The sequence below is a fragment of the Acinetobacter sp. FY683 genome (assembly GCF_059515885.1).
This window is the reverse complement of record NZ_JCAKNA010000002.1, coordinates 154770-179229: the sequence shown is the minus strand read 5'-3', so window position 1 is coordinate 179229 and position 24460 is coordinate 154770. Positions and strand designations below refer to the sequence as shown.

The following is a 24460-nucleotide window of genomic DNA, read 5'->3' as shown; positions in this document are numbered from 1 at the left end:
AACTTAGTATTATTTTTAAGCTTTTTTTGCATTGTTTTTCTGTTACTTTTTGTGTGATTAAGGTATTTATCTGCTGTTTGTATCGCTTGTTATCACATTTTTAGATGCGAAGTTTACTGTTAAGTTTTATTCGTTTTAATGTGTTCGATTGTGTAATGGTTTTAAAGATTATTTATATATAAAATATTGAAATCTAAATAATAATTTTATTTTTTCTGTGATTTCATTTGAAATATTTATGCGTATGGAAATTTCATTATCTTTAAGTTAAAAAGTTATTTGTACTGAATTTACCTCCTAATCTGCGCTGCTTTTAAGGTCTAATACAAAACATTTAAGTTTATTAAGTTATGGATTAGATTCATATCGTTTTTCTAGATGTTTTGATTGTTTTTAATCATTCTTTTTTTAAATATATCAGTTTTTTATTTGTTGTAGATTGCATGTGCATTTTGATATAAAAATTAATTATTTACTGCACTTAGTGCTGTTGTCGTGTATGTCACTCGATAAGATTTGGCATGTAAATTATAGCTAATTTAAAATATTCAACAGAATTAATGGTGCTGATATTAATAATTTAAAATTAATTACTTAGAGTGGTAATGCGCTATGATAAAGCACAGTGAGTCTTTATTTGGAGGGGGCAATGAATTTTTTAAAAAAGAAAAACAAAGCAAGTTTTGTATTTTTTATTCTTGTACTTTATTCATGTATTGGTACCGCTGTGGGTTTTTTATTTATTGATTATTTGATTTAAATACTCCAAGTTAATTTTAAAAGTAAAAAGCCGAATGTTGAATTCGGCTTTTGTTTTAATAAGATTTCAATTTTTCAATAACTTCGTCAAGAGCTTTGATACGCTTTACTTCGTCCCATAATGCTTTTGCTTCAGGATAGTGTTTAGACATCATGCCTAACCATTGTTTATAACGTCCTACCATATTCATTTCTTTTTTATATGTGCCATTTAAAAAACGAATTTGGAGAGTAAGTAATTCATTCCAAGTGATAAGCGGAGTATCTATGTTTTGACGGATACATTGCGTTAAATCGGGTGTTGTTACTGCACCACGACCAATCATTAAATCTTCACAGCCCGATTCTAATTGGCATTGTTTAGCATCTGCATTTGTCCAAATTTCCCCGTTTGCAATGACATTAATTTTTAATGCTTCACGAATAGGAATTAACTGATCCCAAAATGCAGGAGGTGTGTAGCCATCTGCTTTTGTCCGAGCATGGACTGTGACCCAAGCTGCACCAGCATCTTCAATTGCATGTGCATTTTCTAGTGTGAAATTTCTATCCATATAGCCCAAGCGCATTTTTGCCGATACAGGAATATGGCTTGGAACAGCATCACGAACGGCTTTTACAAGCTCATATACAACGTCAGGTTCATCGAGTAGAACAGAACCCCCACGATGTTTGTTAACTGTTTTTGCGGGACAACCAAAGTTCATATCAATAGCAGGTGCACCAAGCTTGGCTGCACGAACTGCATTGGCTGCAAGCATTTCAGGATCATTACCTAAAAACTGGATATGTACAGGTGTTCCTGCTGCCGTTTTACCATCGTTGAGTAATTCTGGGCAGTATTGATAAAAAATATGGTCGGGTAAAACCGAGTTGGTGACACGAATGAATTCGGTTACACACCAATCGAAACTGCCTACGGATGTCAGTACATCGCGCATAATTGGGTCAGTTAAGCCTTCCATGGGTGCAAGCACAAGTTTCAAAGTGTTTTACCTGATGATGAAAAAGGGTGTTATACGTCTAATTGGAAAGCTTGTCTAGTTGAAATAATAAGTCGATTTAAAATAAAAAATGGCTATATCAACGTATAGCCATTCTTTAAAGATTTTTACTTAATTAAAAATTAAGAAATACCTAAGAAATGAAAAGGTTTTGTTACTTTGAAAGATGTATTTACTTTTCCTGAGTAAATATTCGATTGATCTTTACCTAAATCTAACTTTTTAGTTTGACCATCATTAAAGTTAATTTCTTTTAAATCGACCCAGAAGATACTTGGTGAAACAGCAGATTCAAAGAAATATAGGCTATTTTTTTGATCAGATACTGTGCGCCAGCGTGTAGAAGATATATTCGGTTCTTCTTCTGTGTTTAGACCAAATGGTACAGATGTATTGCGAATAACACTAAAAACACTCGCTAGCGTATCTTTTTGACTTCCATGTTGAGGAACGGCATTAATGTAGAAAGATGCGCGAGCAAAACGGTCAGATGCACGGTTTGTACCTGGAAGCATGACAGTACCGCCAATCTGCTGCCAATAACTATTGAGCGCTAATTGTTTATCAAAAGTAGGTGAGTTAGTGACTACTTGGTATTTACGGTTATGGTGAATAACTTGTTTGCCCGCAATATATTCAATAACAGCGCTATCACCTTTAGCATCAGAGATTGCAAGGTGAAGTGTCGTTAAACGCTCCTCACCAGGAACAGAGTCTGATACAACAATAAACGGTTCTTTTTCAAGTGCTTTAATAGCTTCATCAACTGTAGCAAAATTATCTAGTACATATTGTGCCCATAGAGAAATGCTTATAGGTGGTTTTTTTGAGGTTTTCGGATCTGGATATTCTGATTCAACTAACCATAATAAGTTTGCAACCAAGCCTTTTTCATTCATGCCATCTGTTGTTGAAATATCATAACCCGTTGCGACAACACTACCGTATTTAGAGGTCCATTTTATAGATTGTGGTCCAGCCATACCTGTGCGGCTTACATTTTTAGGTAAAATCCACAAATTTGTTTGTACATCAGATTTCCAGTCCATAGATCTGGCAGTCATAATATTGTTGTTATCACCTTGATAAACAACACGTGTACAAGCCATAGCGATATCAGCTGCTAATAAAAGAGAGATGGCGCAAAGTGTTTTTTTAAACTTATGTCTCATTTCGCTAGATTCCTTTTTTAGAAAATTGGTACATTGAAGCCAATCACAGGGCCTTTTTGATTAATATCCCAGTGGAAATCACCAGATTGATAGTCCTGCTTAAAGTAGCGGTAACCAGCTCGGAGGTTAATCGTGCGACTAAATACAGGAATGTTATAGCCAATATAGGCATGCGTTGAGAGTGTATTTTCAGCACCAATTGTCACTTCAGATGCGAAATTCCATGGAGAGTCAAAGTTATATCTAAAACGTGCGCCCCAGAAAAGTTCATTCCAATGTATATCTGCTTGTTTTGTATGTCCGAGGGCAGCTAATGTGGCTTTTGCTTCAGTGTGATGTATACCAATGGTTGGTTCAAAAATAACTTTGGGTTTCTTGAGTTTGGTTTCAGTGGGTGATTTATATGCTTGATAGTAAATACCATAGCTTGTCTGATCTAATTTTGTTTTTAATGCTAATGGTATATTCAGAACTTGTTCATCTTTAGATGTTTTGACGAGTTGTTTATCGATATAAAATCCCCAATCACCTTTACTAAAATCAAGATAGCCCATATAGACTTGATCGAGATGCTTTACCGTATCACTGAAGGGCTGGTCTACATCATATTTAATATTTTTTTCACTTAAAGTTCCGTTTACATCTGCTGCAAAAACATAAAAATTCGCATTAATTTGCGGCTTTCCCTCAAATGATTTTGTAAAGCTATTTTCTGCAAATATTGTTGGACTACACAAGGTCAGCATCGTGAAGATAATTTTTTTGTGTGTGTTCATAAGTACTTACTCTATTTTTTCAATAGACTTTAACAGCTTTATGTTACGCAATGAAATAAAATAATTAGTATGCAGTGTAGTTTTTGTGTAATTGAATAATCACAAGAAAAGGGTGTTGAAAATGAAGCCTTATTTTTAATAATAGGCTCTCAGCATTATTTACCTAAAATCATTTCCAACACAAATTTAGAACCAATAAAACCTAAAGCCAATAAGAAGAAACCCATAATGGTAAAGCGAATGGCTTTTTGACCACGCCAACCAAATTTATAATGACCAATGAGTAAAGAGCCATAAATAAACCAAGATACAATACTAAATGCCGTTTTATGTGCCAAATGCTGACCAAAGAAGTTTTCTATCGTTAAAAAACCAAAAGCTAGCGCGACTGTTAATAAAGTAAAACCAGCCATTAGCATATCAAATAGTAGGGTTTCCATTGCTTGGAACGATGGTAGTAAACCTACCCAAATACGACGTTTTTGCTTGTTTTTTAATTCACGGTTTTGGAACCATAAAATTACGGCTTGAATCGTTGCCATAAGTAGAATGGCATAAGCACAAAGAGAAAGAATAATATGAATATCTAAAGCTAGAGAATGTTGTTCAATAAACTGTTTTGGTTTACTAAAAACAAAACCTAAGATTAAACCGCCAGCAGCGACAGGAATTCCTAATAAATTCATAGCCGATACAGGACGATAAGTGCTAAAAAGGGCACTTAACAACAACATTAACCCCGAAGTAAATGAAACCAAATTAAATACATCATAATTAATACCAATAGGCGTTAACATATCGCTATATATAACAGCACCATGCAGAACTAAGCCTAAACCTAGAATAACACCAAAAAACCATTGGTTTGTATCATTTTTTGATATTAAGTGACTAAATAGATACCAAAATGCTGTCACATAAGCGACTAAAGCTAAGACTGTATAAACCAGAGGCAGGCTAATCATGACGAACCTTTTTCAGGATGATGGATATTCATTTATATAAATTCTACTCGAACTACAGTATCCTATAGCATTCTATGCATAAATTTTCTATTTTAAAGAAACATTTTTTTGCAACAACCATTTTAAGCGGATTTTGCAATGTTTGATACCTTAACGGAACGACTCACGCAGAGTTTAAGAAATGTTACTGGCTCAGGACAGCTAACAGAAGATAATATTAAAGATACGTTACGTGAAGTACGTATGGCACTTCTTGAAGCCGATGTTGCATTACCTGTAACTCGTGAATTCATCGCGAAAGTTAAGGAAGAGGCGTTGGGTCAAGAGGTGATGACGCAGTTATCACCAGGTCAAGCTTTCGTTAAAATTGTACATAACGAATTGACTAAAATGATGGGTGAGGCAAATGAAAGCCTAGACCTAGCAGCAAAACCACCTGTTGTAATCCTACTAGCGGGTTTACAAGGTGCAGGTAAAACCACAACTGCTGCGAAACTTGCACGTTTTTTACAAGAACGTCAAAAGAAAAAAGTCGCAATGGTATCTGCCGATGTATACCGTCCTGCGGCAATTAAACAGCTTCAAACAGTTGCGGGTGAAGTTGGCGCAATTTTCTTTGAATCTGATGCCAATGAAAAACCAATTGATATTGCGAATCGTGCAATTGCACAAGCAAAAATTCAATTTGCTGATGTATTAATTGTCGATACAGCAGGTCGTTTACATGTCGATGATGACATGATGGACGAAATTAAAGAGCTTCATGCTGCAATTAATCCAACTGAAACATTGTTTGTAGTCGATGCAATGACAGGTCAGGATGCTGCAAATACAGCGAAAGCCTTTAATGATGCATTACCACTTACAGGTGTAATTTTAACGAAAACAGATGGTGATGCACGTGGTGGTGCTGCTCTTTCTGTTCGTGCAATCACAGGTAAGCCAATCAAATTCTTAGGTATGGGCGAAAAGCTTGATGCCTTAGAGCCATTCCATCCTGAGCGTGTTGCACAACGTATTTTGGGTATGGGTGACGTACTTTCTTTAGTCGAAGAACTTGAACGTAAAGTCGATAAAGAAAAAGCCGAAAAAATGGCGAAAAAATTGCAAAAAGGCGGAAGCTTCAACTTTGAAGATATGCTCATGCAATTTGAACAAATGAATAAAATGGGTGGCATGATGGGCTTCTTAGATAAGTTGCCTGGCATGAGCAATGCAGGTCTACAAGATGCACTTGCACAAGCTAACCCAGAAAAACAAGTGAAGAAAATGGAAGCGATTATTCAGTCGATGACACTGAAAGAACGTCGTAACCCTGATCTTATGAATCCAAGCCGTAAAAAGCGTATTGCCGCAGGTTGTGGTATGGATGTTGTTGAAGTGAACAAACTGATTAAACAACATGCGCAAATGGCGAAAATGATGAAAAAATTTGCTAATCCATCTGGTATGGCAAAAATGATGCGTTCATTGGGTGGCTTACAAAAGCAATTCGGTGGCGGTGGTGGTATGGGACCACTATTTGGTAATAAGAAATAATGATCAAACTCATGTATAAAAAAAGGCGCTTAATGCGCCTTTTTTTATACATGATTTTTATGATTAAGCATTGTGTTCAATATAACGCTGTAGCCCGCATAAGAGTAAATCTGCTTCTATAATTGGGTTATATTCTGCTAAAAATTTAGCAAAAAGCGGTGCATCGCCCCCCGTTAAAATCAGTTTTCTTGGGCTTTGCTCAAGCACATTTTTAATAATACTGACCAATCCTAATAAAATACCATGATGAACAGCATCTATGGTGTTTCTTCCAGGACTAAGCTCATCAAAAGCTCCATCTGGAATTTTAATGCCTTTGGTGTTTTGAATCAGTGAGTCACGTTGTAAATATAAGTTTGGCAGAATATAACCACCTAAATGATTTAATCCATCTGCTAAATCTATGGTTAATGCTGTGCCACAACTAATTACACAGTATTTTTCATTGGTGTTATTTGCAACGGCAAGAACTTGTAACCATCGGTCAATACCTAACTGGGTTGTATCATCATAACCACAACTTAAGCCTGCATATTCAGCATGAACTTTGGCACAAATGATAGGAACATTTAGTTGTTTTAAAATTTTACGAATACGTTCATTGCTTTGTTGATCTTGAACAGAAGATACACCGACTTGATGAATACCTAAGTTTTTAAAATGTTGAATAAGCCCTAATAGTAAATCGGCAGGAGATTGCAAATGCAATTCAGCTGCATGTTCAATGATTTGATTATTTTTAGTGACCCAGTATTTAAGGCGAGTATTACCAATATCTAACCATAAACTTTTCATTGTATTTACTCTTCACTTGACTGACTGAGGCGTAAGCGACCTTGATAAAAAACTTCTAAACCAGTTTTAGTTTGTATTTGAATAGAGCCATCGTCTTGAATACCCAAGAATAAACCCTTAATTTGCCCATTTTGATGTTCAAGAATAACCTGTTGGTTCATAAAAGCAGCATGATGATTAAAACGTGCGCCTAAATTATAACAATGATGATCGAACCATTGTCCTGCTTGTTGAATGGCGACATACAATTCCGCAATTAAAGAAATACGATCAATATGATGTAAGCCAATTTCTTCTAAAGATGTGGTGTTATGTTTAATTGCATCATCTTGTATTGGCGCAAGATTAATACCGATACCAACAACAGCTTGGGTCGCAGAAATGGGTTCTATTAGAATTCCACCTAATTTTTTATGATTAAAATATAAGTCATTTGGCCATTTTACGTTAAGATTCAACCTTTCTAAACTTGGCATTTGAGTAATATTCAGTGCAACTTCCAAAGCCAAACGTCCATCTATTGGTGTTTGAACATTAAGTAGTGTGCTTAGGTAGATATTACCTTCGGGCGAAACCCATGATCGTTGGTTTTGTCCACGACCTTGAGTTTGTTTTCGACTGCAAATTAAAATACTGCTAATTCCTTTTAAAGCAACCTCTCGAACATCATCATTGGTCGATGCTGTAATTGGTTTTAGGACTAAAACTTCAGGAAGTTGATTTACTTCTGTGAGTTTTTGTTGCAGTAGGCGAGTATCTAAATCCATCAGAATTTTTAAATATGGGAAAGTAAGACATGGAGTTAATCATATATTTGTTGATTGGTGCAATTGCAGGATTTACCGCAGGCTTGTTTGGCGTGGGTGGTGGATTAATTATTGTACCTATTCTCTATGTCGTATTTACGCATTTAAATTATGATCTGAATGTTGTGATGCATATGGCTGTAGGAACTTCACTTGCTACCATTATTGTGACTTCAATTAGTTCTGTATCTGCACATCATAAAAAAGGTGCAGTATTGTGGAATGTTGTTCGTAATTTGGCACCTGGTTTAGTTGTTGGAGCTTTTTTAGGTGCAGGAATTGCAGACTTACTTTCAGGGCAAGGGTTACAACTTTTGATTGGTTTTTTTGCACTTTGGGTTGCATTTAAAATGTTTAGAGGCGCCAATGCGGTGATTGATCCTTCTAAACAGTTACCATCGACAGGTATGCAGGTTTTAGCAGGCGGTGGTATTGGTGTTGCATCTGCAATATTTGGTATTGGGGGAGGAAGTTTAACTGTTCCATTTTTAAATAAATGTGGTGTGGTGATGCAAAAATCTGTTGCGACTTCCGCAGCATGTGGTTTACCTATCGCATTTGCTGGTGCTTTAGGATTTATGTGGTTTGGTCATGAAGCAGAAGTAGATGTGCCAAACACTATTGGCTATATCCATATTTATGCCTTTATTGGTATTAGTGTAATGAGTTTTATGACTGCAAAAATTGGGGCAAAAGTTGCACATTTACTTTCGCCAGCGATGCTAAAAAAATGCTTCGCAGGTTTGCTTACAACAGTTGGGCTATATTTTGTTGTGAAAGGCTTAACAAGTTTCTTTTGAGGAAAGTTTAAATTGGCTGTATAGACAAGAAATTGTCTAACAATGTCATAGTTAAAAGTTGTTTTTATCTTTAAATATAAATGAAGGGTAAATTAAAACGAGCGTTTGTATCCATATAAAAAATAGGAACAATATGCAACAACATGACACAGATAGCCTGTCGGAGCAGATTGCTCAGCATATTGCTGAGCAAATTATTAATGGTGAATTGGTTGAAGGTGAGCGTATTCAAGAAATCCGCTTTGCACAAGAACTAGATGTAAGCCGTGGTTCTATACGTGAAGCTTTACTTATATTGGAACGCACACATTTAATTGTAATTTATCCACGTCGTGGTGCTGTTGTGTCGGAAATGTCGGCGCAACAAGTCGCAGCTTTATTTGATATTACTGGATTACTGTTGGGGCAGGTTGTTCAGCGAATTACAGATGTATTTTTTACTCATGATGCTGAACATTTAAAATGTTTATTAGAACAATTAAGTGAAGAATGCCGTTTGGGGCATACAGAAAAATTTTACGATTTAATTTTTCAAGGTTTATGGAAGCATCAAGACAAGGTGAATAATCCGTATTTAATGAAATATTATAAAGAGCTGTTACCATCGTTACGTAGAAGTTATTTTTTAACTTTAAATACTTCAAAAAGAGAGCTACAAGAGTCGCTAGAATTGTTTAAACTTGTGGTAGCTGCAATAGTGAGTAGAAATTCGCAACAAGCAGCAATAAATATGGAAGATTTTTGTCGACACTTACGTGATTTAGTGTTGGAATCTCTAACACGAATGAAACAAATAGAACTTGCGTGGGCAAGACGCTCGCGCCGTTAATTAGGACATTATGCGTTTAAGCAGCTTAAAACTTTCCGGCTTTAAATCATTTGCCGATAGCACAACACTAAACTTTAAAGCGAATCGTACTGCAGTTGTGGGGCCTAATGGCTGTGGTAAATCGAATGTAATTGATGCCATTCGTTGGGTAATGGGAGAGTCTAGCGCTCGTCAATTACGTGGCGGTAGTATGCAAGACGTTATTTTTACAGGAACGGCAAAGCGTAAACCTGTTGGGGTGGCAAGTGTAGAGCTTCGTTTTGATAACACTTATGGAAAATTAGGTGGAACGTATAACGCATATAATGAACTTGCTGTGCGCCGTCAGGTGAACCGAGATGGTAAGTCTGAATATTTTATAAATGGCACAAAGTGTCGTCGTCGGGATATTACCGATATTTTCTTGGGAACAGGTTTAGGACCTCGTTCTTATGCAGTCATTGAACAGGGTATGATTAACCGTTTAATTGATGCAAAACCCGAAGAAATGCGGGTGTTTATTGAAGAAGCTGCTGGTGTTTCACGTTATCAAGCACGTCGTCGTGAAACGATGTTGCACTTAGAGCATACTACGCAAAATTTATCTCGTTTAGATGATATTGCTTCTGAACTTCGCTCACAATTAAAAACTTTAAAGCGTCAGTCTGAAGCAGCGGTTCAGTACAAAGAATTAGAAACGCAAATTCGGACCATTAAAATTGAGGTTTTATCTTTCCAATGCGAACACAGTACACGTTTGCAGGAAGAATATACGGTTCATTTAAATGGTTTGGGTGATACCTTTAAATTGGTGCGTTCTGAGTTAAATACGCTTGAACATGATTTAACAGCTACAAGTGAATTGTTCCAACGTCTTATTCAGCAATCGACACCATTACAAAATGAATGGCAACAGGCAGAAAAAAAACTGGCTGAGTTGAAAATGACTTTGGAGCAAAAGCAAAGTTTATTGCAACAAAATACATCGACTTTATCTCAATTAGAAGAACAAAAAGTTCAGACCAAAGAGCGCTTGCAGCTAATTGAATTGCAATTGGAAACATTGCAGGAGCAACAAGAAAGCCAAACTGAGCAATTGCAAGTACAAGAAGGTCAAAGTCAAAATCAATCGCAAGGTTTTAATGATTTAAAAGTACAGCAACAACAGGCTGTACAACAATTTGAGCAAGTGAAAGCGCAAGTCGAAAAGCAACAACAGCAAAAAATGCAGATGATTGCGCAAAGTGAACAGCTGACGAAAAATATTGCTCGAATTGAACAGCAAAAAGAGATATTGCAACAACAAGCTCAGCAAATTCAAAATCAATATCAGCAAGATGATGTTGATCAATTAGAAAAGGACAAAGCGCAATTTAGCCAAGAAATAGACGTTTTAGAGTTGGCGTTACAAAGCCAAAAAACTGAATTAGACACAGTACAAGAACTGTATTCACAGCAAAAAAATGCGGTTAATCAGTTGAAGTCTGAAGTTCAAGTTTTACAGTCAGAGCAAAAAAATTTAAATCAGCTCATGATTAAAAATAGCCCTAAGACAAATGTGCAGGGCGAGCAACTCATGCAGCGTTTAAAGCTGAATGAAGATGGTAAAGCGCAAGCCAATTTAGTTGAAAAATTCTTATCTAAATGGTTGTCTGCACAGGTTTTGGAAACATCAACGTCGTTCCAAGAAAGCATTGCACGTCAGTTAAAACCATCTTCTATACAAGGAAAAATTCAGTTAGATGATTTACCTTGTTTAGCGGATTGGATTGAAACACCTCAGAATTCATTGTGGCAACAGGTTGCTGTTTCAGAAAATTTAGAACAAGCCTTGAAGCTTCAATCTCAACTTTTAAATGGTCAAAGTATTTTGACTTTAGATGGTTATCATGTTGGTTTAGATTGGGTAATTGGTCTGTTTTATGATGATGCGTCTCAGGCAGGACAAGGCGCATTAAGTCATCGTATCCGTTTAGATGAAATTGAACAGATTTTGACTGAAAAAATAAATTTGCTTCAACAAGCAGAAGCTGCATTGCCTGAAATTTTACAGCAAGCTCAAGTTTTGCAAAAAAGTATTCAAGATCAGCAAGAACAGCTTAAGCAAGTACAAAAATCATTGCAAAATGCCGATTTGAGTTTGGTGAAAGTGCAAAGTGCTGCACAGGCATTTAGTATTCAAAAACAACAATTGCAAAGTCAGCTACAACAGCTCGATGAGCAGTTGGAAGAAGATGCAATGCAAAAAGATGATTTGGAAATCGATTTGCATTCATTGAATTTAAAGCTTGAACAGGTTTTACCAAATTATAAAACCATGCAGTTTCAAGTGGATGAATTAAGTGAAAGAGTTGAAAATTCGCAACAAAATTTACAACAATCTCAGCAAGAATTAGAGCTTGTACGCCGTCAATCTGTGCAAACGACACAACAAGTTGAGCTGTTAGAAAAAGATGCATCATTCTTAAAAGCTCAATATCAGCAAATTTTGGCGCAAATGGAACAAGCGAAAAAGTTTGTAGATCCTGTGCAGTTAGAACTTCCTGCGTTGCAAGATCAGTATGCAGAACAGCTCGAACAAACGGAGAAACTGCAAAAAACTTGGGGGGAGTGGCAGGTTGAACTCAATAATGTACAAGAAAAACAACAAAGTTTGACTGAGCAACGTCATCAGCATCAACAGCAAGATGAAAAGTTACGCACAGAATTAGAAGCAAAGCGCTTGGCTTGGCAATCTGCAAAATCTGATTTACAGCATTATTCAGATCAGTTAAAAGAGTTGAATAGTGAAGTAATAACAGGCTTAAATATCGACTTGGTTTCACATCAGCAGAAGCTTGAAAAAGCCCAACAGCAATTTGAAAAAATTGGTGCGGTGAATTTAGCTGCTTCTGAAGAATATGAAGAAGTTTCAGCGCGTTATGCAGAACTGAGTCATCAAATTGATGATTTGAATAAAACGGTCGATCAGTTACAAGCAGCAATGAAAAGTATTGATCAAGAAACGCGTAAATTATTTATGACCACTTTTGATCAAGTGAATGTGGAGCTTCAAAGTTTATTTCCAAAAGTATTTGATGGTGGGGAAGCGAGTTTAAGTTTAGAAGATGACTGGCAATCGGGTGTTAAATTGATGGCGCGCCCACCAGGTAAAAAGAACAGTTCGCTTGCCTTGCTTTCAGGTGGTGAAAAGGCGTTAACAGCACTTGCATTAGTTTTTGCAATTTTTAGATTAAATCCTGCGCCATTTTGCGTGCTAGATGAAGTAGATGCACCTTTAGATGATGCAAATGTAGGACGTTTTTGTAATCTTGTAAAAGAACTATCCGAACAGGTTCAGTTCATTTACATTACACATAATAAACTGGCAATGACCATGGCAACAGATTTACTCGGGGTAACCATGCCAGAGCCAGGAACATCAAAATTAGTGACCGTAAATTTAGAAGAAGCAGCTGAATACGGCTTAGTCGCGGAGGCATAGAATGGAAATTACAACACTTGTCGGAATTGCAATTGCCGTTGTTATTATGGCGTTCGGCTTAAAACTTATTTTTAAAAAACCAAGAGATACAGCGCCATCTTTAGAAAGTGAATTGCAATTTAACGAAGATTGTCAAAAGCCAATTATTCCAAGACATGTTCGCGATCAATTACAAACAATAGATTCAGAAGAAAAAGTTCGTGTTGAACCAACTTTAGATACTCAACAAGTTCAGGCAGAGTTCGAGTTCGATAAAGAAGAACCGAAACTCAATGAAGAACTGAGAAAAACACCTGAAACTATTGCTGATGAAATTACAACAGAAGCAAAAACAGTGGTTGACGTAGATGAAGAGTCATCTAAAAAAACTGAAAATAATGCAGATGTGACCATTACTGAAAATGCTCCTACAACGGAAGATGCCGTAAGTAACAATGCAAAATTAGAGCCTACATTTAGCTTAAATACCAATATTGAGAAAGCTGAAATTTCTGAATTTTCAGAAGAAAGTAGTATTTTAGATGCACATTTATATGAACAAAAAATGGTAGATGATGAATGTGCTTTAGTTACGGCAGAATCATTTATTGCATTAAATATTTTGGCAAAAGGTCGAGCTCTTTCGGGTGAAAAAACTTTAAAAGTATTGCTTAAATATGGTTTACGTTTTGGTGAAATGAAATGTTTCCACCGTTACAATGAAGATGGCACTAAGTTATTATTTTCTGCATTGAAAATTGTAGATTCTGACGCAAGTACAGAAGGTTTTGACTTGGAAACACTTTCTACAGAAGAAGTAAAAGGTTTAGCATTATTCCTTGCACTTCCGCATAGTGATGTACAAAATGCATTTGATACGATGGTGAGTACTGCAGGACTAATTGCTCGTGAAATTGAAGGTGTTGTTTGCGATCAAGACAATTTTGAACTCACACCTCAACTGAGAGAATACTGGCGTCATCAAGCTATTGATTACCGTTCAGGGCAGTCTGCAAAAGCTTAATTAAATTGAGTGAAGCAAATTCTTTGAAGTGAATTGAAAGCTAGATTTTAGCTTTCTATAATATGCATTATGCAAAAAATTTTAGGGCGGAATACCGCCCTTTTTTATGGTGAATATATGACACAAAATTCGGCTGTCGTTGCGCAAATGCGTCAATTGATTCAATTACTGGCTCAACACAATCATGCCTATTATGTAATGGATCAACCAAATATTGAAGACAGTGAATATGATCAGTTATTTCATCAACTTAAAGCTTTAGAACAACAGTATCCAGATTTAGTTCAGCTCGATTCACCTGTAAATAAAGTAGGTGGAAAGCCATTATCAAAATTTGAAAATATTACGCATGTTGTTCCAATGTTGTCCTTGGGAAATGTTTTTAATCAGGAAGATTTATTTGCTTTTGCTCGACGTGCAGAAGAGCGTTTACTAAATCAAAAAATTGAATACGATGTCGAGCTCAAGTTCGATGGCTTAGCTATTTCATTGTGGTATGAAAATGGTGTTTTGGTACGTGGTGTAACTCGTGGAGATGGCGAAACAGGCGAAGTTATTACGCAAAATGTAAAAACGATTCGTAATTTGCCAAAAGTATTAAGCTCTGAAAAGGGTGCGATTCCTGAACTGTTAGAAGTTCGTGGCGAAGTACTTATGCCGAAATCGGGTTTTGAAAAACTGAATGCTGAAAATGAAGCAAGAGGCGAAAAGACTTTTGCTAATCCGCGTAATGCAGCTGCGGGTAGTCTGCGTCAGCTTGATCCAAATATTGCGGCATCTCGTCCACTTGCATTTTATGCTTATGGTATTGCTCAGTGTGAACCGCACCATGGTCAAACAACTATGTCTGCAAGTTTGGAGTGGCTCACTCAATTTGGCTTTGCTGTAGGTGAACGTCATTTTGTATGTGAAAGTATTGAAGATGTTCAAAAAGCGTATGAACAAATCAATGAAGAACGTCCAAATCTAAGCGTTGAAATTGATGGTATGGTGATTAAAGTCAACGATCTTAAACAACAGCAACAATTGGGTTTTTTAAGTCGTGAACCACGTTGGGCAACAGCCTATAAATTTCCTGCTGTAGCGGCTTTAACTACAGTGGAGAATATTGATTGGCAAGTTGGACGTACAGGAACACTTACCCCTGTAGCACGTTTAAACCCTGTTGCTGTTGGTGGTGTGACGGTTTCAAATGTGACCTTACACAATATTGGTGAAATCCACCGTTTAGATGTGCGTGTGGGCGATACAGTCAGTGTTTACCGTAGTGGCGATGTAATTCCTAAGGTTGAAAAAGTTTGGCCTGAATTTCGTCCTTTAGCTACTGTGGAAGTTCATTTACCTGAAACTTGCCCTGTGTGTTCATCTCCTGTTGTCATGCCTGAAGGCGAAGCGCTCGCACGTTGTTCGGGTGGTTTATATTGTGCAGCGCAACGAATTGAAGCGATTCGTCACTTTGTTTCACGAAAAGCCATGGATATTGAAGGTTTGGGAGACCGTTGGGCGGAATCTTTACTACATTTAGATTTACTCAAAGATGTTGCCGATATTTACCATTTGCATGAGCATCGTGAAAAATTACTCACGATTGAAAAAATGGGTGAAAAATCGGTTCAAAACCTGATTGATTCAATTGAAAATAGTAAGAAAACGACATTTGCGAGTTTTATTTTTGCTTTAGGCATTCGTGGTGTGGGGGAAACAACAGCACGTATGCTTGCCAATACCTTCCAAACTTTAGAAGCGCTTCGAACAGCAGATTTAGATGCTTTAAAGAAAACGCCCGATGTTGGTGGTATTACGGCAGAGTGGATTATCGACTTTTTCCAAGCACCACATAATTTAGAAGTGGTTGACCGTTTAATTGCGGCAGGTATTCATTGGGATGCGCCTATTGCACCAACACGTCAGCCATTGAATGGTGAAAGCTGGGTGGTTACTGGTACACTGTCATCTATGGGGCGTGATGAAGCAACGCAGTTATTACAAAGCTTAGGTGCTCGCGTAAGTGGAAGCGTTTCAGCTAAAACAAAGTGTGTTGTTGCAGGTGAAAAAGCGGGTTCTAAATTAGACAAAGCTGAAAAACTTGGCGTGCCAGTCTTAAATGAAGAACAATTCATTGTGTTGATGAAAGAATATGGTCAAATAGAAGACTGATCTTTCTAGAAGATAATGTAAATAAAAAAGACACCGAGGATCATGAATCTTGAGGTGTCTTTTTTATTGCTACTTCAATGCTAGAGTTTTATGAGTGGGGTATAGGATAGACAAATAAAAAAAGAGGGATCGTTATTGTGAGTTGAATTCACGTACAATATCGATTCATTGGCAGATATAGATTCTGTCTTATTGATTTTGTTCTCCCGTTGATTATTGGCATCCACATGGCGCAAGCAAAGAAATCTTTTCCGCAACAAAAATCGGAATTACATGCACGAAATCTGCATCGCAGTCGTTATGATTTTCCTCAGTTAATCAAGAGCTGTCCGGAACTTGCACCCTTTGTCAGCCCCAATCAATATAACGATCTTTCAGTAAATTTTTCTGATCCAAACGCCGTGAAAATGCTTAATAAAGCATTGCTCAAGCATTTTTATAATATTCAATATTGGGATATTCCCCGAGATTATCTTTGTCCACCTATTCCAGGTAGAGCAGACTATATTCACTATTTGGCTGACTTGTTGAGTCTGAACAATAAGGGGCAGATTCCAACAGGACATGCCGTTCACGTATTAGATATTGGAGTGGGCGCGAACTGTATTTATCCGATCATTGGGCGTCAAAGCTATGGTTGGAAATTTGTCGGTTCAGATATTCATTCTGCATCGGTTAAAAGTGCTCAATTTATTGTGGAGGCAAATCCGAATCTAAGAAAAGGGATTCAAATTCGATTGCAGAAGACACAGAGTAATATTTTCAAAGGTGTGATTAAACCTACAGATCGTTTTGATTTAACCCTGTGTAATCCACCATTTCATGCTTCACAAGATGAAGCAAATGCCACCGCAACGCTAAAATTACGAAAACTTGGCAAGCCTGCTGATCGCACTAAGGTGATATTAAACTTTGGTGGGCAAAAGAACGAATTATGGTGTGACGGTGGTGAAGAGCGGTTCGTTTGTCAGATGGTACAAGAGAGCACACAATTTGCTGAACAATGTTTGTGGTTTAGTACACTTGTTTCCAAGAAAAAAACATTGCCTATGCTCCTAAATACCTTGCGTAAGAGCGGAGCAGTAGATGTGAAAACGATTAAAATGACGCAAGGGCAAAAAGAAAGTCGCTTTGTGGCTTGGACTTTTTTAGATTCAAAGCAACAGCAAGCATGGAAAAATGCACGTTGGACTTCAGCGTAGATATTTAGTCATGTTGAGCAACACTTAGCGTTTTTGATTTGTATCCGCTGTTTGAATATATGCATCATGATTTTGAATCTAGTTTCAGAAAACCATACGCATTGATAAAAATCTCTTGTATTGGGCTTCTTCGAGTATGTGTTATGAATATTACAAATTTTAACCAATCCTAAAATTAAGGATTTTTGTTGTTGAAATAAACATCATGATTTGCAACATGTTGTTTTATAAGCGGGTATTCATTAAACATAACTGCAAATGCAAGTACTTCTCATTTTAATTATATAAAAATCATATATTTACGGATAATTTAATTTTGCATATTGTTGTGTTTTTCTCCATAATAGAGTCATAAAGGTATGGAGTTTTAAAAATGCGTGGCAATCCAGAAGTCGTAGACTATCTAAACATGTTAATTGGTGGTGAACTGGCTGCTCGTGACCAATATCTTATTCATTCACGTATGTATGAAGATTGGGGCTTAACTAAAATCTTCGAACGTATTGATCATGAAATGCAAGAAGAAGCACAACATGCCGATGCAATTATCCGCCGTGTATTGTTCCTAGAAGGAACACCAAACATGAAGTGTGAAGAGATTGAAGTTGGTACAGATGTTGTTTCTTGCTTAAAAGCAGATTTAAAACTTGAGTATCATGTTCGTGAAAAATTAGCGCAAGGTGTGAAGCTGTGTGAAGAAAAAGGCGATTACATTACGCGTGATATGCTTCGTCAACAAATGGCAGACACAGAAGAAGATCATACTTATTGGTTGGAAAAGCAACTTCGCTTAATCGAACTTATTGGTTTACAGAATTATATTCAATCTCAAATGTAAAATTGAGATATAAAAAATCCCGCTAAGTGCGGGATTTTTTATGGGAGAGCTTTTACTTAATACCTAATGCATTTTTCATAATAAAGAACATATCCGTTTGATCAATTAATCCTGAAATATTTGCAGCATACGGACCATAAGCAGCGGTATGTACTTGAGCACCTGTATGTTCTTGGCTTTCTGTTGTAGACGTTGCATAGTTGATGGTCATTGGCGCATTGTCTTTTGTTAATAATTTGACTGTTTTACCAGGGCTTTTTGACTCATTTGGAATGATCTGACTTGTATGTGCATGATCACCTGTCACAATAATTAAGGTGTCAGGATTATTCTTTGCAAACTCAAGTGCAACTTGAACCGCTTCATCTAAAGCGACAGTTTCACCAATTTGACCGCAAGCATCGGCAATGTGGTTTGCTTTATCAATAGATCCACTTTCAACTTGTAAGAAAAATCCTTTATCATTTTGTTGAAGTAACTCAATTGCTTTAGTTGTCATTGCTTTTAAGCTAGGGGTGGATGCACTACGTTCTGGATTAATTTTACATTTCTCCGCAGCACGTAAGTTACCATTTAATTCTGCATTTGGTCCTACCCAAGATACAGGTAGATTTCCTTCTGCAAATAGACCTAAAACAGGCGTATTTTGATTTGCAGATTTCACAGAGTTTAAGCCATTTAAATCGGTGATGACTTGATAATTTAAAGCTTTTGCCTGATTTAACAGTGTTTGGTCTTTATATTTTCCTGCTTTTACTTTTTCTTGAAATGTTGTGAATCCGCCACCCAAAGTAACATCGGCACGTGCTTGTAGAAGCTGTTCTGTTACAGAGCCTAATCCACCATTTTCTAGTGCATTTGTAGGACATTTTTCAGAGGTTACTTTGGGGCCATAGCATTTGCGAGATGTAACATGTGCCACTAAGGCAGCAGGTGTTGCATCTTGAAGTTCTGTTGTTGTGACATTACCTGTTGCATAGCCTGCTTTTTTCGCTAAAGATAAAATAGACTCATGCGGTTTTGCAAAAATATCGATACCTAAAGCACCATTGTAGGTTTTAGTCCCCGTAGCCCAAGCAGAAGCAGAGGCAGCAGAATCTGTCACGTAGTTAATAGTTTTATCTTTATCAATTGAATAGTTAGTGTATGAACCTGTAAAAGGTAAAACATCTAAACCTTTGAAATAACCAGATGCACCTTCTGCATAATTACGTGCAGAGGTAAGTTCTGAATCGCTTGTACCATCGCTGATAAATAAAATGACATGTTTTGCAGGGCGATTATTAATAGATGCTTTTAATGCTTCTGTGCGATCTTCTTTTAAGCGGGTTGCACCACCAAAACTTGTTAAATCACCTTTTGTTGCTGGCTGAAGTAACTGCCCATTGGTTGTATTTGTAGGTGTTTTTACCGTAGTGCAAGCAGAGAAACTAGCGATTAAAACAGGAAGTAATAATAATTTGAATTTCATTTGTGCCATAAACTTAGTTGAATATTTTCAAATTAGGCTAAAAGCTTTATGTTTAAAAACGATTACAAGAGTGTTTATAATTTTTAATTAAATGAGCTTTTATGCTTTGCTGTTGTTTATATCTCTTGAGATAATCAATAGATAGAACAGTTTTAAATGAATGGAATTATTTTGAAAAAAAGTATTTTGCTAATTACGGGCTGGGGTGGTGGAACCAAACTTTTACAGCCGTTAAAACAACAACTTGAAGCAATAGATTTTCAGGTTAAATTGTTGAATATTTTTGATGTTTCAGATGCAGGAACTTTGCAGAAAAATATTAAAATCGCAAAAGAATATGATGTATTGATGGGGTGGTCTTTAGGTGGTCAACTTGCCACAATTTTGGCAGATGAAATTTCAAAACAATATCAACAAAATAAAATTCTTATCACTTTAGCTTCAAATCCGTGTTTTGTTGCTAATGAAACGTGGCACACTGCAATGGATCAACCGACATTTCAAGCCTTTAAACAATCATTTAAAACAGATGCAGTTGCAACCTTAAAGAAATTTGGATTTATGGTGTGTCAAGGTACAGATACAACCAAGCAAGATTTCTTAACTTTACAAAGTTTAATACAGCCACAAAATTTGGATGTACTCAATGCAGGATTAAACTGCTTGGAACAATTAAATAATGTAAGTATCTTAGAAAATTACACAGGGCATCAGCTACATATATTTGCAAAGCAAGATTTTTTAGTTAGTTACAAAGTTGCAAGAAATATTCAAAAATTGGCTGCAAAATTTTTAGAGGTCGAGTTGATTTCAGGATCACATGGCTTTCCATTATTTAATATGGAAGATGTAACTAGCAAAATCTCCCAATATTTAAATAAAAATAAACAAATCTGAACATAACTGACTTTTCTCGCAATTTATTTCTTCTTCATGCAGGTTTAAGATGCGAATAATGAAAGAAACATATCTGCATGGAGCATGGGATGACCGAATTAACAGATTTAGAGTTTGATCAGCAGCATCTGTGGCATCCCTACACATCTATGACTCAACCTTTGCCTTGTTTTAAGGTAAAACAAGCGTATGGTGCGACTATTGAACTCGAAGATGGGCGCACTTTAATAGATGGTATGTCATCTTGGTGGTGTGCAATTCATGGCTATAACTATCCTGAACTGAATAAAGCAGTGACAGAACAACTAGAAAAAATGTCACATATCATGTTTGGTGGTTTAACCCATGATCCTGCAATTCAATTGGGGCGTTTACTTCTAGAAATTACACCACCAAATTTAACTAAAATATTTTATGCAGATTCAGGTTCGGTTGCAGTAGAAGTAGCACTGAAAATGGCAGTGCAATATTGGTCGGCTCGAAAACAACCTAAAAAAACCAATTTTATAACAACACGTTCGGGTTATCACGGTGATACTTGGAATGCGATGTCTGTATGTGATCCTGTCACAGGTATGCATCAAATATTTGGTACAAGTTTACCGAATCGTATTTTTGTTTCTGCGCCTAAAACTCGTTTTGATGATGAGTGGAATGCGCAAGATATTGCAGAACTAGAACAAGCTTTCGAGCAACATCATCAAAATATTGCCGCTTTAATTATAGAGCCAATTGTACAAGGTGCAGGAGGTATGCGCTTTTATCATCCTGAATATTTACGCCAAGCTAAATTGCTATGTGAAAAATATAATGTGTTGATGGTTTTTGATGAAATTGCCACAGGTTTTGGGCGTACAGGCAAATTATTTGCTTGGGAACATGCTCAAGTTCAGCCAGACATTATGTGTATAGGCAAAGGCTTAACAGGTGGATATATGACACTTTCAGCAACATTAGCTTCTACTGAAGTTGCCGAAACGATTAGCCAAGGTGAGGCGGGTGTGTTTATGCATGGACCAACCTTTATGGCAAACCCGCTTGCATGTGCTGTTGCTTTAAAAAGTACGCAATTATTATTGTCACAAAATTGGCAGGAAAATATTCAAAGAATTGAGCGAAATCTCAAAGAAAAATTAGCATGTTTAGCATCACTGTCTTATGTTGAAAATGTTCGTGTTTTAGGTGCGATAGGTGTTGTAGAGCTGAAAACCTCAGTGGATATGAAAACACTACAAGCACAATTTGTTGAGCAGGGAGTTTGGGTCAGACCATTTGGGAAGTTGGTATATGTGATGCCGCCTTATGTTATTAGTGATAATGAATTAACAGCATTGTTAAAGGGAGTGGTTCATGTTGTACAAACTATGCAGGAGCAAGTGCAATGAGCTTGTTGAATCACTATGCCGAAGCGTTAGATATACTTAAGCAACAAGGTAATTTTCGACAGTTTAAACCGAATATTCAATGTGGTCGTTATATTGAAATAAATCAGAAAAATATGCTGAATTTATCTTCAAATGACTATTTAGGACTAGCTTCAAATACATTACTACGTGAACAGTTTTTTGATGAAACACCGAATGCTCAGCGTTTAATGAGTTCATCATCTTCAAGATTACTCACAGGTAATTTTCTTGAATATGAACAACTTGAACACAGTTTAAGTCAACTTTTTCATGGTCGATCTGCACTGCTATTTAATAGTGGTTATCACATGAATATTGGAATATTGCCTGCTATTTGTGACAGCAAAACTTTGGTTCTAGCCGATAAATTAGTGCATGCCAGTATTATTGATGGTATTCGTTTATCTTCTGCGAAATATGTACGCTATCGCCATAATGATTTAGCACATTTGAGCGTATTAATTGAAAAATACCAAGCGGATGAAAGTATTCAGCGCATTATTGTAGTGACAGAATCCATTTTTAGTATGGATGGTGATGAAACCGATTTACGTGCTTTGGTTGATATTAAGCATCAATATTCAAATATTATGCTTTATGTAGATGAGGCACACGCAATAGGCGTACGTGGGCAACAAGGTTTAGGTTGTACAGAACAGTATAATGTTATTGATGATATCGACTTCTTAGTTGGAACTTTTGGGAAGGCACTTGCGTCGGTTGGTGGTTATTTAATTTGCCATGACATTATTCGAGACTATTTAATTAATACTATGCGTCCACTTATTTTTAGTACAGCGCAGCCACCTATTTCAATGGCATGGACACAATTCATTCTAAAGCGCATGACTACTATGCAAGCAGAGCGAAAGCATTTGCAAAGTATGAGTAAGCAATTAATAGATCAAGTGAAACAGAAAGGGTTTAATTGCCCATCTACATCGCAAATTGTTCCTGTAATTATTGGTGATTCTCAAACTACGGTAGAAAAAGCACAGTACTTACAGCAAGCAGGTTTTTATATTATGCCTGTGCGTCCGCCAACGGTACCCAAAGGAAGTTCGCGATTACGTATTTGTTTAAACACAAATATTCAAGATGCAGATTTGGCGAAATTGGTTCACTTATTATGACCGTTATAAATCATGTAAAAGTTGCACAACACTTTGCACGTGCACATGAAAGTTATACAGAAAATGCAGTTGTACAAAAGCAAATTTGTGAACAGCTATTGGCATTTATTCAAGAACAAAAAATACGGAAACAACAAGATCGAATATTTGAAATTGGTTGTGGCACAGGAAATTTAACCCGTTTAATGTGGCAGTATTTTACTAGCCAAAAATACATTCTGAACGATTTATATGCCGAAGTTAGAACTCATTTTTTAGATGATTCACAGCAACATATAGAGTGGAAAATTGGTGATATTGAACAATTAGATTTCCCTCAAGAACTCAATGCAATTGTTTCTACGTCTGCGTTGCAATGGGTGAATGATTTAAATTTTGTTTTTGAGAAGTCTAAGCAGGCATTATTACCCGAAGGATATTTTATTTTTTCGACCTTTGGTGAAAAAAATCTACAGGAAATTAAGCAGCTAACGGGGCAAGGGTTAAGTTATTTATCCTCCCAAACTTTGCAGAAAAAATTGAATCAAGCAGGTTTTAATGTGCTTCTTATACAGGAAGAAACATTGCAAATTGGTTTTGATCATCCTAAAAGTGTTTTACAACATTTAAAAGCGACAGGCGTAACAGCAACGTCAAATCAGTTCCGTTGGACAAAGCAAAGTTTGACAGATTTTTGTAAAAATTATGAGCAATATAAGATGAATAATCAGCAATATGCACTGACTTATCATCCTATTTATTGCATTGCACGGAGTATGTAAGTGTCGAATGTTATTTTTGTGAGTGGGATTGATACAGGGATTGGTAAAACTTATAGCACTGGCTATTTAGCAAAATTGTGGAATTCAGAGGGTATTCGAACCATTACACAAAAGTTTGTGCAAACAGGTAATGTTGATATTTCGGAAGATATTGAAAAACATCGTGAAATTATGAATATGGGGTGGTTTTCTGAAGACGATAGCAAACTCACGATGCCTGAAATTTTTAGTTATCCTGCCTCTCCACATTTAGCGACACAAATAGATGGTCGTGAAATTGATTTTGCTAAAATTGAAGATGCGACTGTGCAATTAGCAAGTAAATATGATCGAGTTTTATTAGAAGGTGCTGGGGGCTTAATGGTGCCCTTGACGAAAGATATACTGAGCATTGACTATATTCAACAGCATCATTTACCCGTTATTTTAGTGAGTTCAGGGCGTTTAGGTAGTATTAATCATACTTTACTGAGCTTGGAAGCTTTAAAAGCGCGAGGTATAGAACTATATGCGCTAGCTTATAATCTTGCGCATGAATCTCAAGATGCTTTAATCTCAAAAGATACAGCAGAATATTTAAAAACTTATTTAACGCAGCATTTTCCATGTGCAAGATGGATTGATATCCCTGTCTTATAAACATGAAAAATATCCAATAAAAATGCCACTCAAAGGAGTGGCATT

The 24460-nt window shown here is 36.5% G+C and carries 21 protein-coding genes; 14 read left to right on the top strand and 7 right to left on the bottom strand.

Translation table 11 applies throughout. From position 1 onward, the window contains the following. Nucleotides 1–649 precede the first annotated feature (649 nt). The gene (locus AC5YDH_RS01890) at nucleotides 650–760 is read left to right on the top strand and encodes a hypothetical protein (protein WP_496116588.1); all 111 of its coding nucleotides are present in this window, start codon (nucleotides 650–652) and stop codon (nucleotides 758–760) included. A 55-nt stretch (nucleotides 761–815) separates the two neighbouring features. On the opposite strand, the gene AC5YDH_RS01885 is transcribed toward AC5YDH_RS01890, so the two are convergent. The 4 genes from AC5YDH_RS01885 to AC5YDH_RS01870 all read right to left on the bottom strand — a co-directional run bounded on the left by AC5YDH_RS01885 (nucleotide 816) and on the right by AC5YDH_RS01870 (nucleotide 4676). Continuing rightward, a complete protein-coding gene (locus AC5YDH_RS01885; protein ID WP_496116587.1) occupies nucleotides 816–1745 on the bottom strand; it encodes a tRNA dihydrouridine synthase in 930 nt (309 codons plus the stop codon). Nucleotides 1746–1885: 140 nt separating this feature from the next. Next, complete coding sequence (locus AC5YDH_RS01880) at nucleotides 1886–2935, bottom strand: linear amide C-N hydrolase (RefSeq protein WP_496116586.1); 1050 nt, start codon at nucleotides 2933–2935, stop codon at nucleotides 1886–1888. Between the two features lie 17 nt (nucleotides 2936–2952). After that, entirely contained in the window at nucleotides 2953–3711 is a 759-nt protein-coding gene (locus AC5YDH_RS01875; RefSeq protein ID WP_496116585.1) for a hypothetical protein, read from the bottom strand. A 155-nt stretch (nucleotides 3712–3866) separates the two neighbouring features. Then, the gene (locus tag AC5YDH_RS01870) at nucleotides 3867–4676 is read right to left on the bottom strand and encodes a cytochrome C assembly family protein (protein ID WP_496116584.1); all 810 of its coding nucleotides are present in this window, start codon (nucleotides 4674–4676) and stop codon (nucleotides 3867–3869) included. Nucleotides 4677–4814: 138 nt separating this feature from the next. Between AC5YDH_RS01870 and ffh the strand changes: the two genes are divergently transcribed. Next, nucleotides 4815–6215: a signal recognition particle protein gene (gene ffh, locus AC5YDH_RS01865; RefSeq protein WP_496116582.1), complete on the top strand. Its 1401-nt coding sequence runs from the start codon at nucleotides 4815–4817 to the stop codon at nucleotides 6213–6215. Between the two features lie 63 nt (nucleotides 6216–6278). Here the strand turns inward: ffh and AC5YDH_RS01860 are convergent, their stop codons facing one another. Both AC5YDH_RS01860 and AC5YDH_RS01855 read right to left on the bottom strand, forming a co-directional pair. Further along, nucleotides 6279–7010 (bottom strand): type III pantothenate kinase, encoded by a 732-nt coding sequence (locus tag AC5YDH_RS01860; protein ID WP_496116581.1) that lies wholly within the window; start codon nucleotides 7008–7010, stop codon nucleotides 6279–6281. Nucleotides 7011–7015: 5 nt separating this feature from the next. Then, a complete protein-coding gene (locus AC5YDH_RS01855) occupies nucleotides 7016–7777 on the bottom strand; it encodes a biotin--[acetyl-CoA-carboxylase] ligase (RefSeq protein ID WP_496116580.1) in 762 nt (253 codons plus the stop codon). Nucleotides 7778–7806: 29 nt separating this feature from the next. Between AC5YDH_RS01855 and AC5YDH_RS01850 the strand changes: the two genes are divergently transcribed. The 7 genes from AC5YDH_RS01850 to ftn all read left to right on the top strand — a co-directional run bounded on the left by AC5YDH_RS01850 (nucleotide 7807) and on the right by ftn (nucleotide 18108). Next, nucleotides 7807–8616, top strand: coding sequence for a sulfite exporter TauE/SafE family protein (locus tag AC5YDH_RS01850; protein ID WP_496116579.1), 810 nt, complete (start codon nucleotides 7807–7809; stop codon nucleotides 8614–8616). Nucleotides 8617–8749: 133 nt separating this feature from the next. Beyond that, on the top strand, nucleotides 8750–9445 hold the full coding sequence (locus tag AC5YDH_RS01845) for a GntR family transcriptional regulator (protein WP_496116578.1): 696 nt from the start codon (nucleotides 8750–8752) through the stop codon (nucleotides 9443–9445). A 10-nt stretch (nucleotides 9446–9455) separates the two neighbouring features. Continuing rightward, on the top strand, nucleotides 9456–12908 hold the full coding sequence (gene smc, locus AC5YDH_RS01840) for a chromosome segregation protein SMC (RefSeq protein WP_496116577.1): 3453 nt from the start codon (nucleotides 9456–9458) through the stop codon (nucleotides 12906–12908). 1 nt (nucleotide 12909) lies between these two features. Beyond that, entirely contained in the window at nucleotides 12910–13911 is a 1002-nt protein-coding gene (locus AC5YDH_RS01835) for a cell division protein ZipA C-terminal FtsZ-binding domain-containing protein (RefSeq protein ID WP_496116576.1), read from the top strand. Between the two features lie 117 nt (nucleotides 13912–14028). Further along, nucleotides 14029–16068, top strand: a complete 2040-nt coding sequence (gene ligA / locus AC5YDH_RS01830) for an NAD-dependent DNA ligase LigA (protein WP_496116575.1) — start codon at nucleotides 14029–14031, stop codon at nucleotides 16066–16068. 227 nt (nucleotides 16069–16295) lie between these two features. Further along, a complete protein-coding gene (gene rlmF, locus AC5YDH_RS01825; protein WP_496116574.1) occupies nucleotides 16296–17270 on the top strand; it encodes a 23S rRNA (adenine(1618)-N(6))-methyltransferase RlmF in 975 nt (324 codons plus the stop codon). 373 nt (nucleotides 17271–17643) lie between these two features. Further along, nucleotides 17644–18108 carry a heteropolymeric bacterioferritin subunit Ftn gene (gene ftn, locus AC5YDH_RS01820; protein ID WP_496116572.1) on the top strand — a complete coding sequence of 155 codons (465 nt, stop codon included), beginning with the start codon at nucleotides 17644–17646 and terminating at the stop codon, nucleotides 18106–18108. Between the two features lie 52 nt (nucleotides 18109–18160). Here the strand turns inward: ftn and phoA are convergent, their stop codons facing one another. Continuing rightward, nucleotides 18161–19579: an alkaline phosphatase gene (gene phoA / locus AC5YDH_RS01815; protein WP_496116570.1), complete on the bottom strand. Its 1419-nt coding sequence runs from the start codon at nucleotides 19577–19579 to the stop codon at nucleotides 18161–18163. A gap of 171 nt (nucleotides 19580–19750) precedes the next feature. On the opposite strand from phoA, the gene AC5YDH_RS01810 reads away from it, so the two are divergent. The 5 genes from AC5YDH_RS01810 (at nucleotide 19751) to bioD (ending at nucleotide 24415) form a co-directional block, all read left to right on the top strand. After that, nucleotides 19751–20476: a YqiA/YcfP family alpha/beta fold hydrolase gene (locus tag AC5YDH_RS01810; protein WP_496116569.1), complete on the top strand. Its 726-nt coding sequence runs from the start codon at nucleotides 19751–19753 to the stop codon at nucleotides 20474–20476. 89 nt (nucleotides 20477–20565) lie between these two features. Next, nucleotides 20566–21861, top strand: a complete 1296-nt coding sequence (bioA, locus tag AC5YDH_RS01805) for an adenosylmethionine--8-amino-7-oxononanoate transaminase (RefSeq protein WP_496116568.1) — start codon at nucleotides 20566–20568, stop codon at nucleotides 21859–21861. Next, nucleotides 21858–23015 carry an 8-amino-7-oxononanoate synthase gene (locus AC5YDH_RS01800; RefSeq protein WP_496116567.1) on the top strand — a complete coding sequence of 386 codons (1158 nt, stop codon included), beginning with the start codon at nucleotides 21858–21860 and terminating at the stop codon, nucleotides 23013–23015. The genes bioA and AC5YDH_RS01800 overlap by 4 nt, the downstream gene beginning before the upstream one ends. After that, nucleotides 23012–23776 (top strand): malonyl-ACP O-methyltransferase BioC, encoded by a 765-nt coding sequence (gene bioC / locus AC5YDH_RS01795; protein WP_496116566.1) that lies wholly within the window; start codon nucleotides 23012–23014, stop codon nucleotides 23774–23776. The genes AC5YDH_RS01800 and bioC overlap by 4 nt, the downstream gene beginning before the upstream one ends. Beyond that, on the top strand, nucleotides 23777–24415 hold the full coding sequence (gene bioD, locus AC5YDH_RS01790; RefSeq protein ID WP_496116565.1) for a dethiobiotin synthase: 639 nt from the start codon (nucleotides 23777–23779) through the stop codon (nucleotides 24413–24415). Nucleotides 24416–24460 lie beyond the last annotated feature (45 nt).

Coding starts and splice junctions, on each gene's coding strand:
- AC5YDH_RS01890 (WP_496116588.1), top strand. CDS start 650: ATGAATTTTTTAAAAAAGAAAAACAAAGCAAGTTTTGTATTTTTTATT.
- AC5YDH_RS01880 (WP_496116586.1), bottom strand. CDS start 2,935: ATGAGACATAAGTTTAAAAAAACACTTTGCGCCATCTCTCTTTTATTA.
- AC5YDH_RS01875 (WP_496116585.1), bottom strand. CDS start 3,711: ATGAACACACACAAAAAAATTATCTTCACGATGCTGACCTTGTGTAGT.
- AC5YDH_RS01870 (WP_496116584.1), bottom strand. CDS start 4,676: ATGATTAGCCTGCCTCTGGTTTATACAGTCTTAGCTTTAGTCGCTTAT.
- ffh (WP_496116582.1), top strand. CDS start 4,815: ATGTTTGATACCTTAACGGAACGACTCACGCAGAGTTTAAGAAATGTT.
- AC5YDH_RS01860 (WP_496116581.1), bottom strand. CDS start 7,010: ATGAAAAGTTTATGGTTAGATATTGGTAATACTCGCCTTAAATACTGG.
- AC5YDH_RS01855 (WP_496116580.1), bottom strand. CDS start 7,777: ATGGATTTAGATACTCGCCTACTGCAACAAAAACTCACAGAAGTAAAT.
- AC5YDH_RS01850 (WP_496116579.1), top strand. CDS start 7,807: ATGGAGTTAATCATATATTTGTTGATTGGTGCAATTGCAGGATTTACC.
- AC5YDH_RS01845 (WP_496116578.1), top strand. CDS start 8,750: ATGCAACAACATGACACAGATAGCCTGTCGGAGCAGATTGCTCAGCAT.
- smc (WP_496116577.1), top strand. CDS start 9,456: ATGCGTTTAAGCAGCTTAAAACTTTCCGGCTTTAAATCATTTGCCGAT.
- AC5YDH_RS01835 (WP_496116576.1), top strand. CDS start 12,910: ATGGAAATTACAACACTTGTCGGAATTGCAATTGCCGTTGTTATTATG.
- ligA (WP_496116575.1), top strand. CDS start 14,029: ATGACACAAAATTCGGCTGTCGTTGCGCAAATGCGTCAATTGATTCAA.
- rlmF (WP_496116574.1), top strand. CDS start 16,296: ATGGCGCAAGCAAAGAAATCTTTTCCGCAACAAAAATCGGAATTACAT.
- ftn (WP_496116572.1), top strand. CDS start 17,644: ATGCGTGGCAATCCAGAAGTCGTAGACTATCTAAACATGTTAATTGGT.
- phoA (WP_496116570.1), bottom strand. CDS start 19,579: ATGAAATTCAAATTATTATTACTTCCTGTTTTAATCGCTAGTTTCTCT.
- bioA (WP_496116568.1), top strand. CDS start 20,566: ATGACCGAATTAACAGATTTAGAGTTTGATCAGCAGCATCTGTGGCAT.
- AC5YDH_RS01800 (WP_496116567.1), top strand. CDS start 21,858: ATGAGCTTGTTGAATCACTATGCCGAAGCGTTAGATATACTTAAGCAA.
- bioC (WP_496116566.1), top strand. CDS start 23,012: ATGACCGTTATAAATCATGTAAAAGTTGCACAACACTTTGCACGTGCA.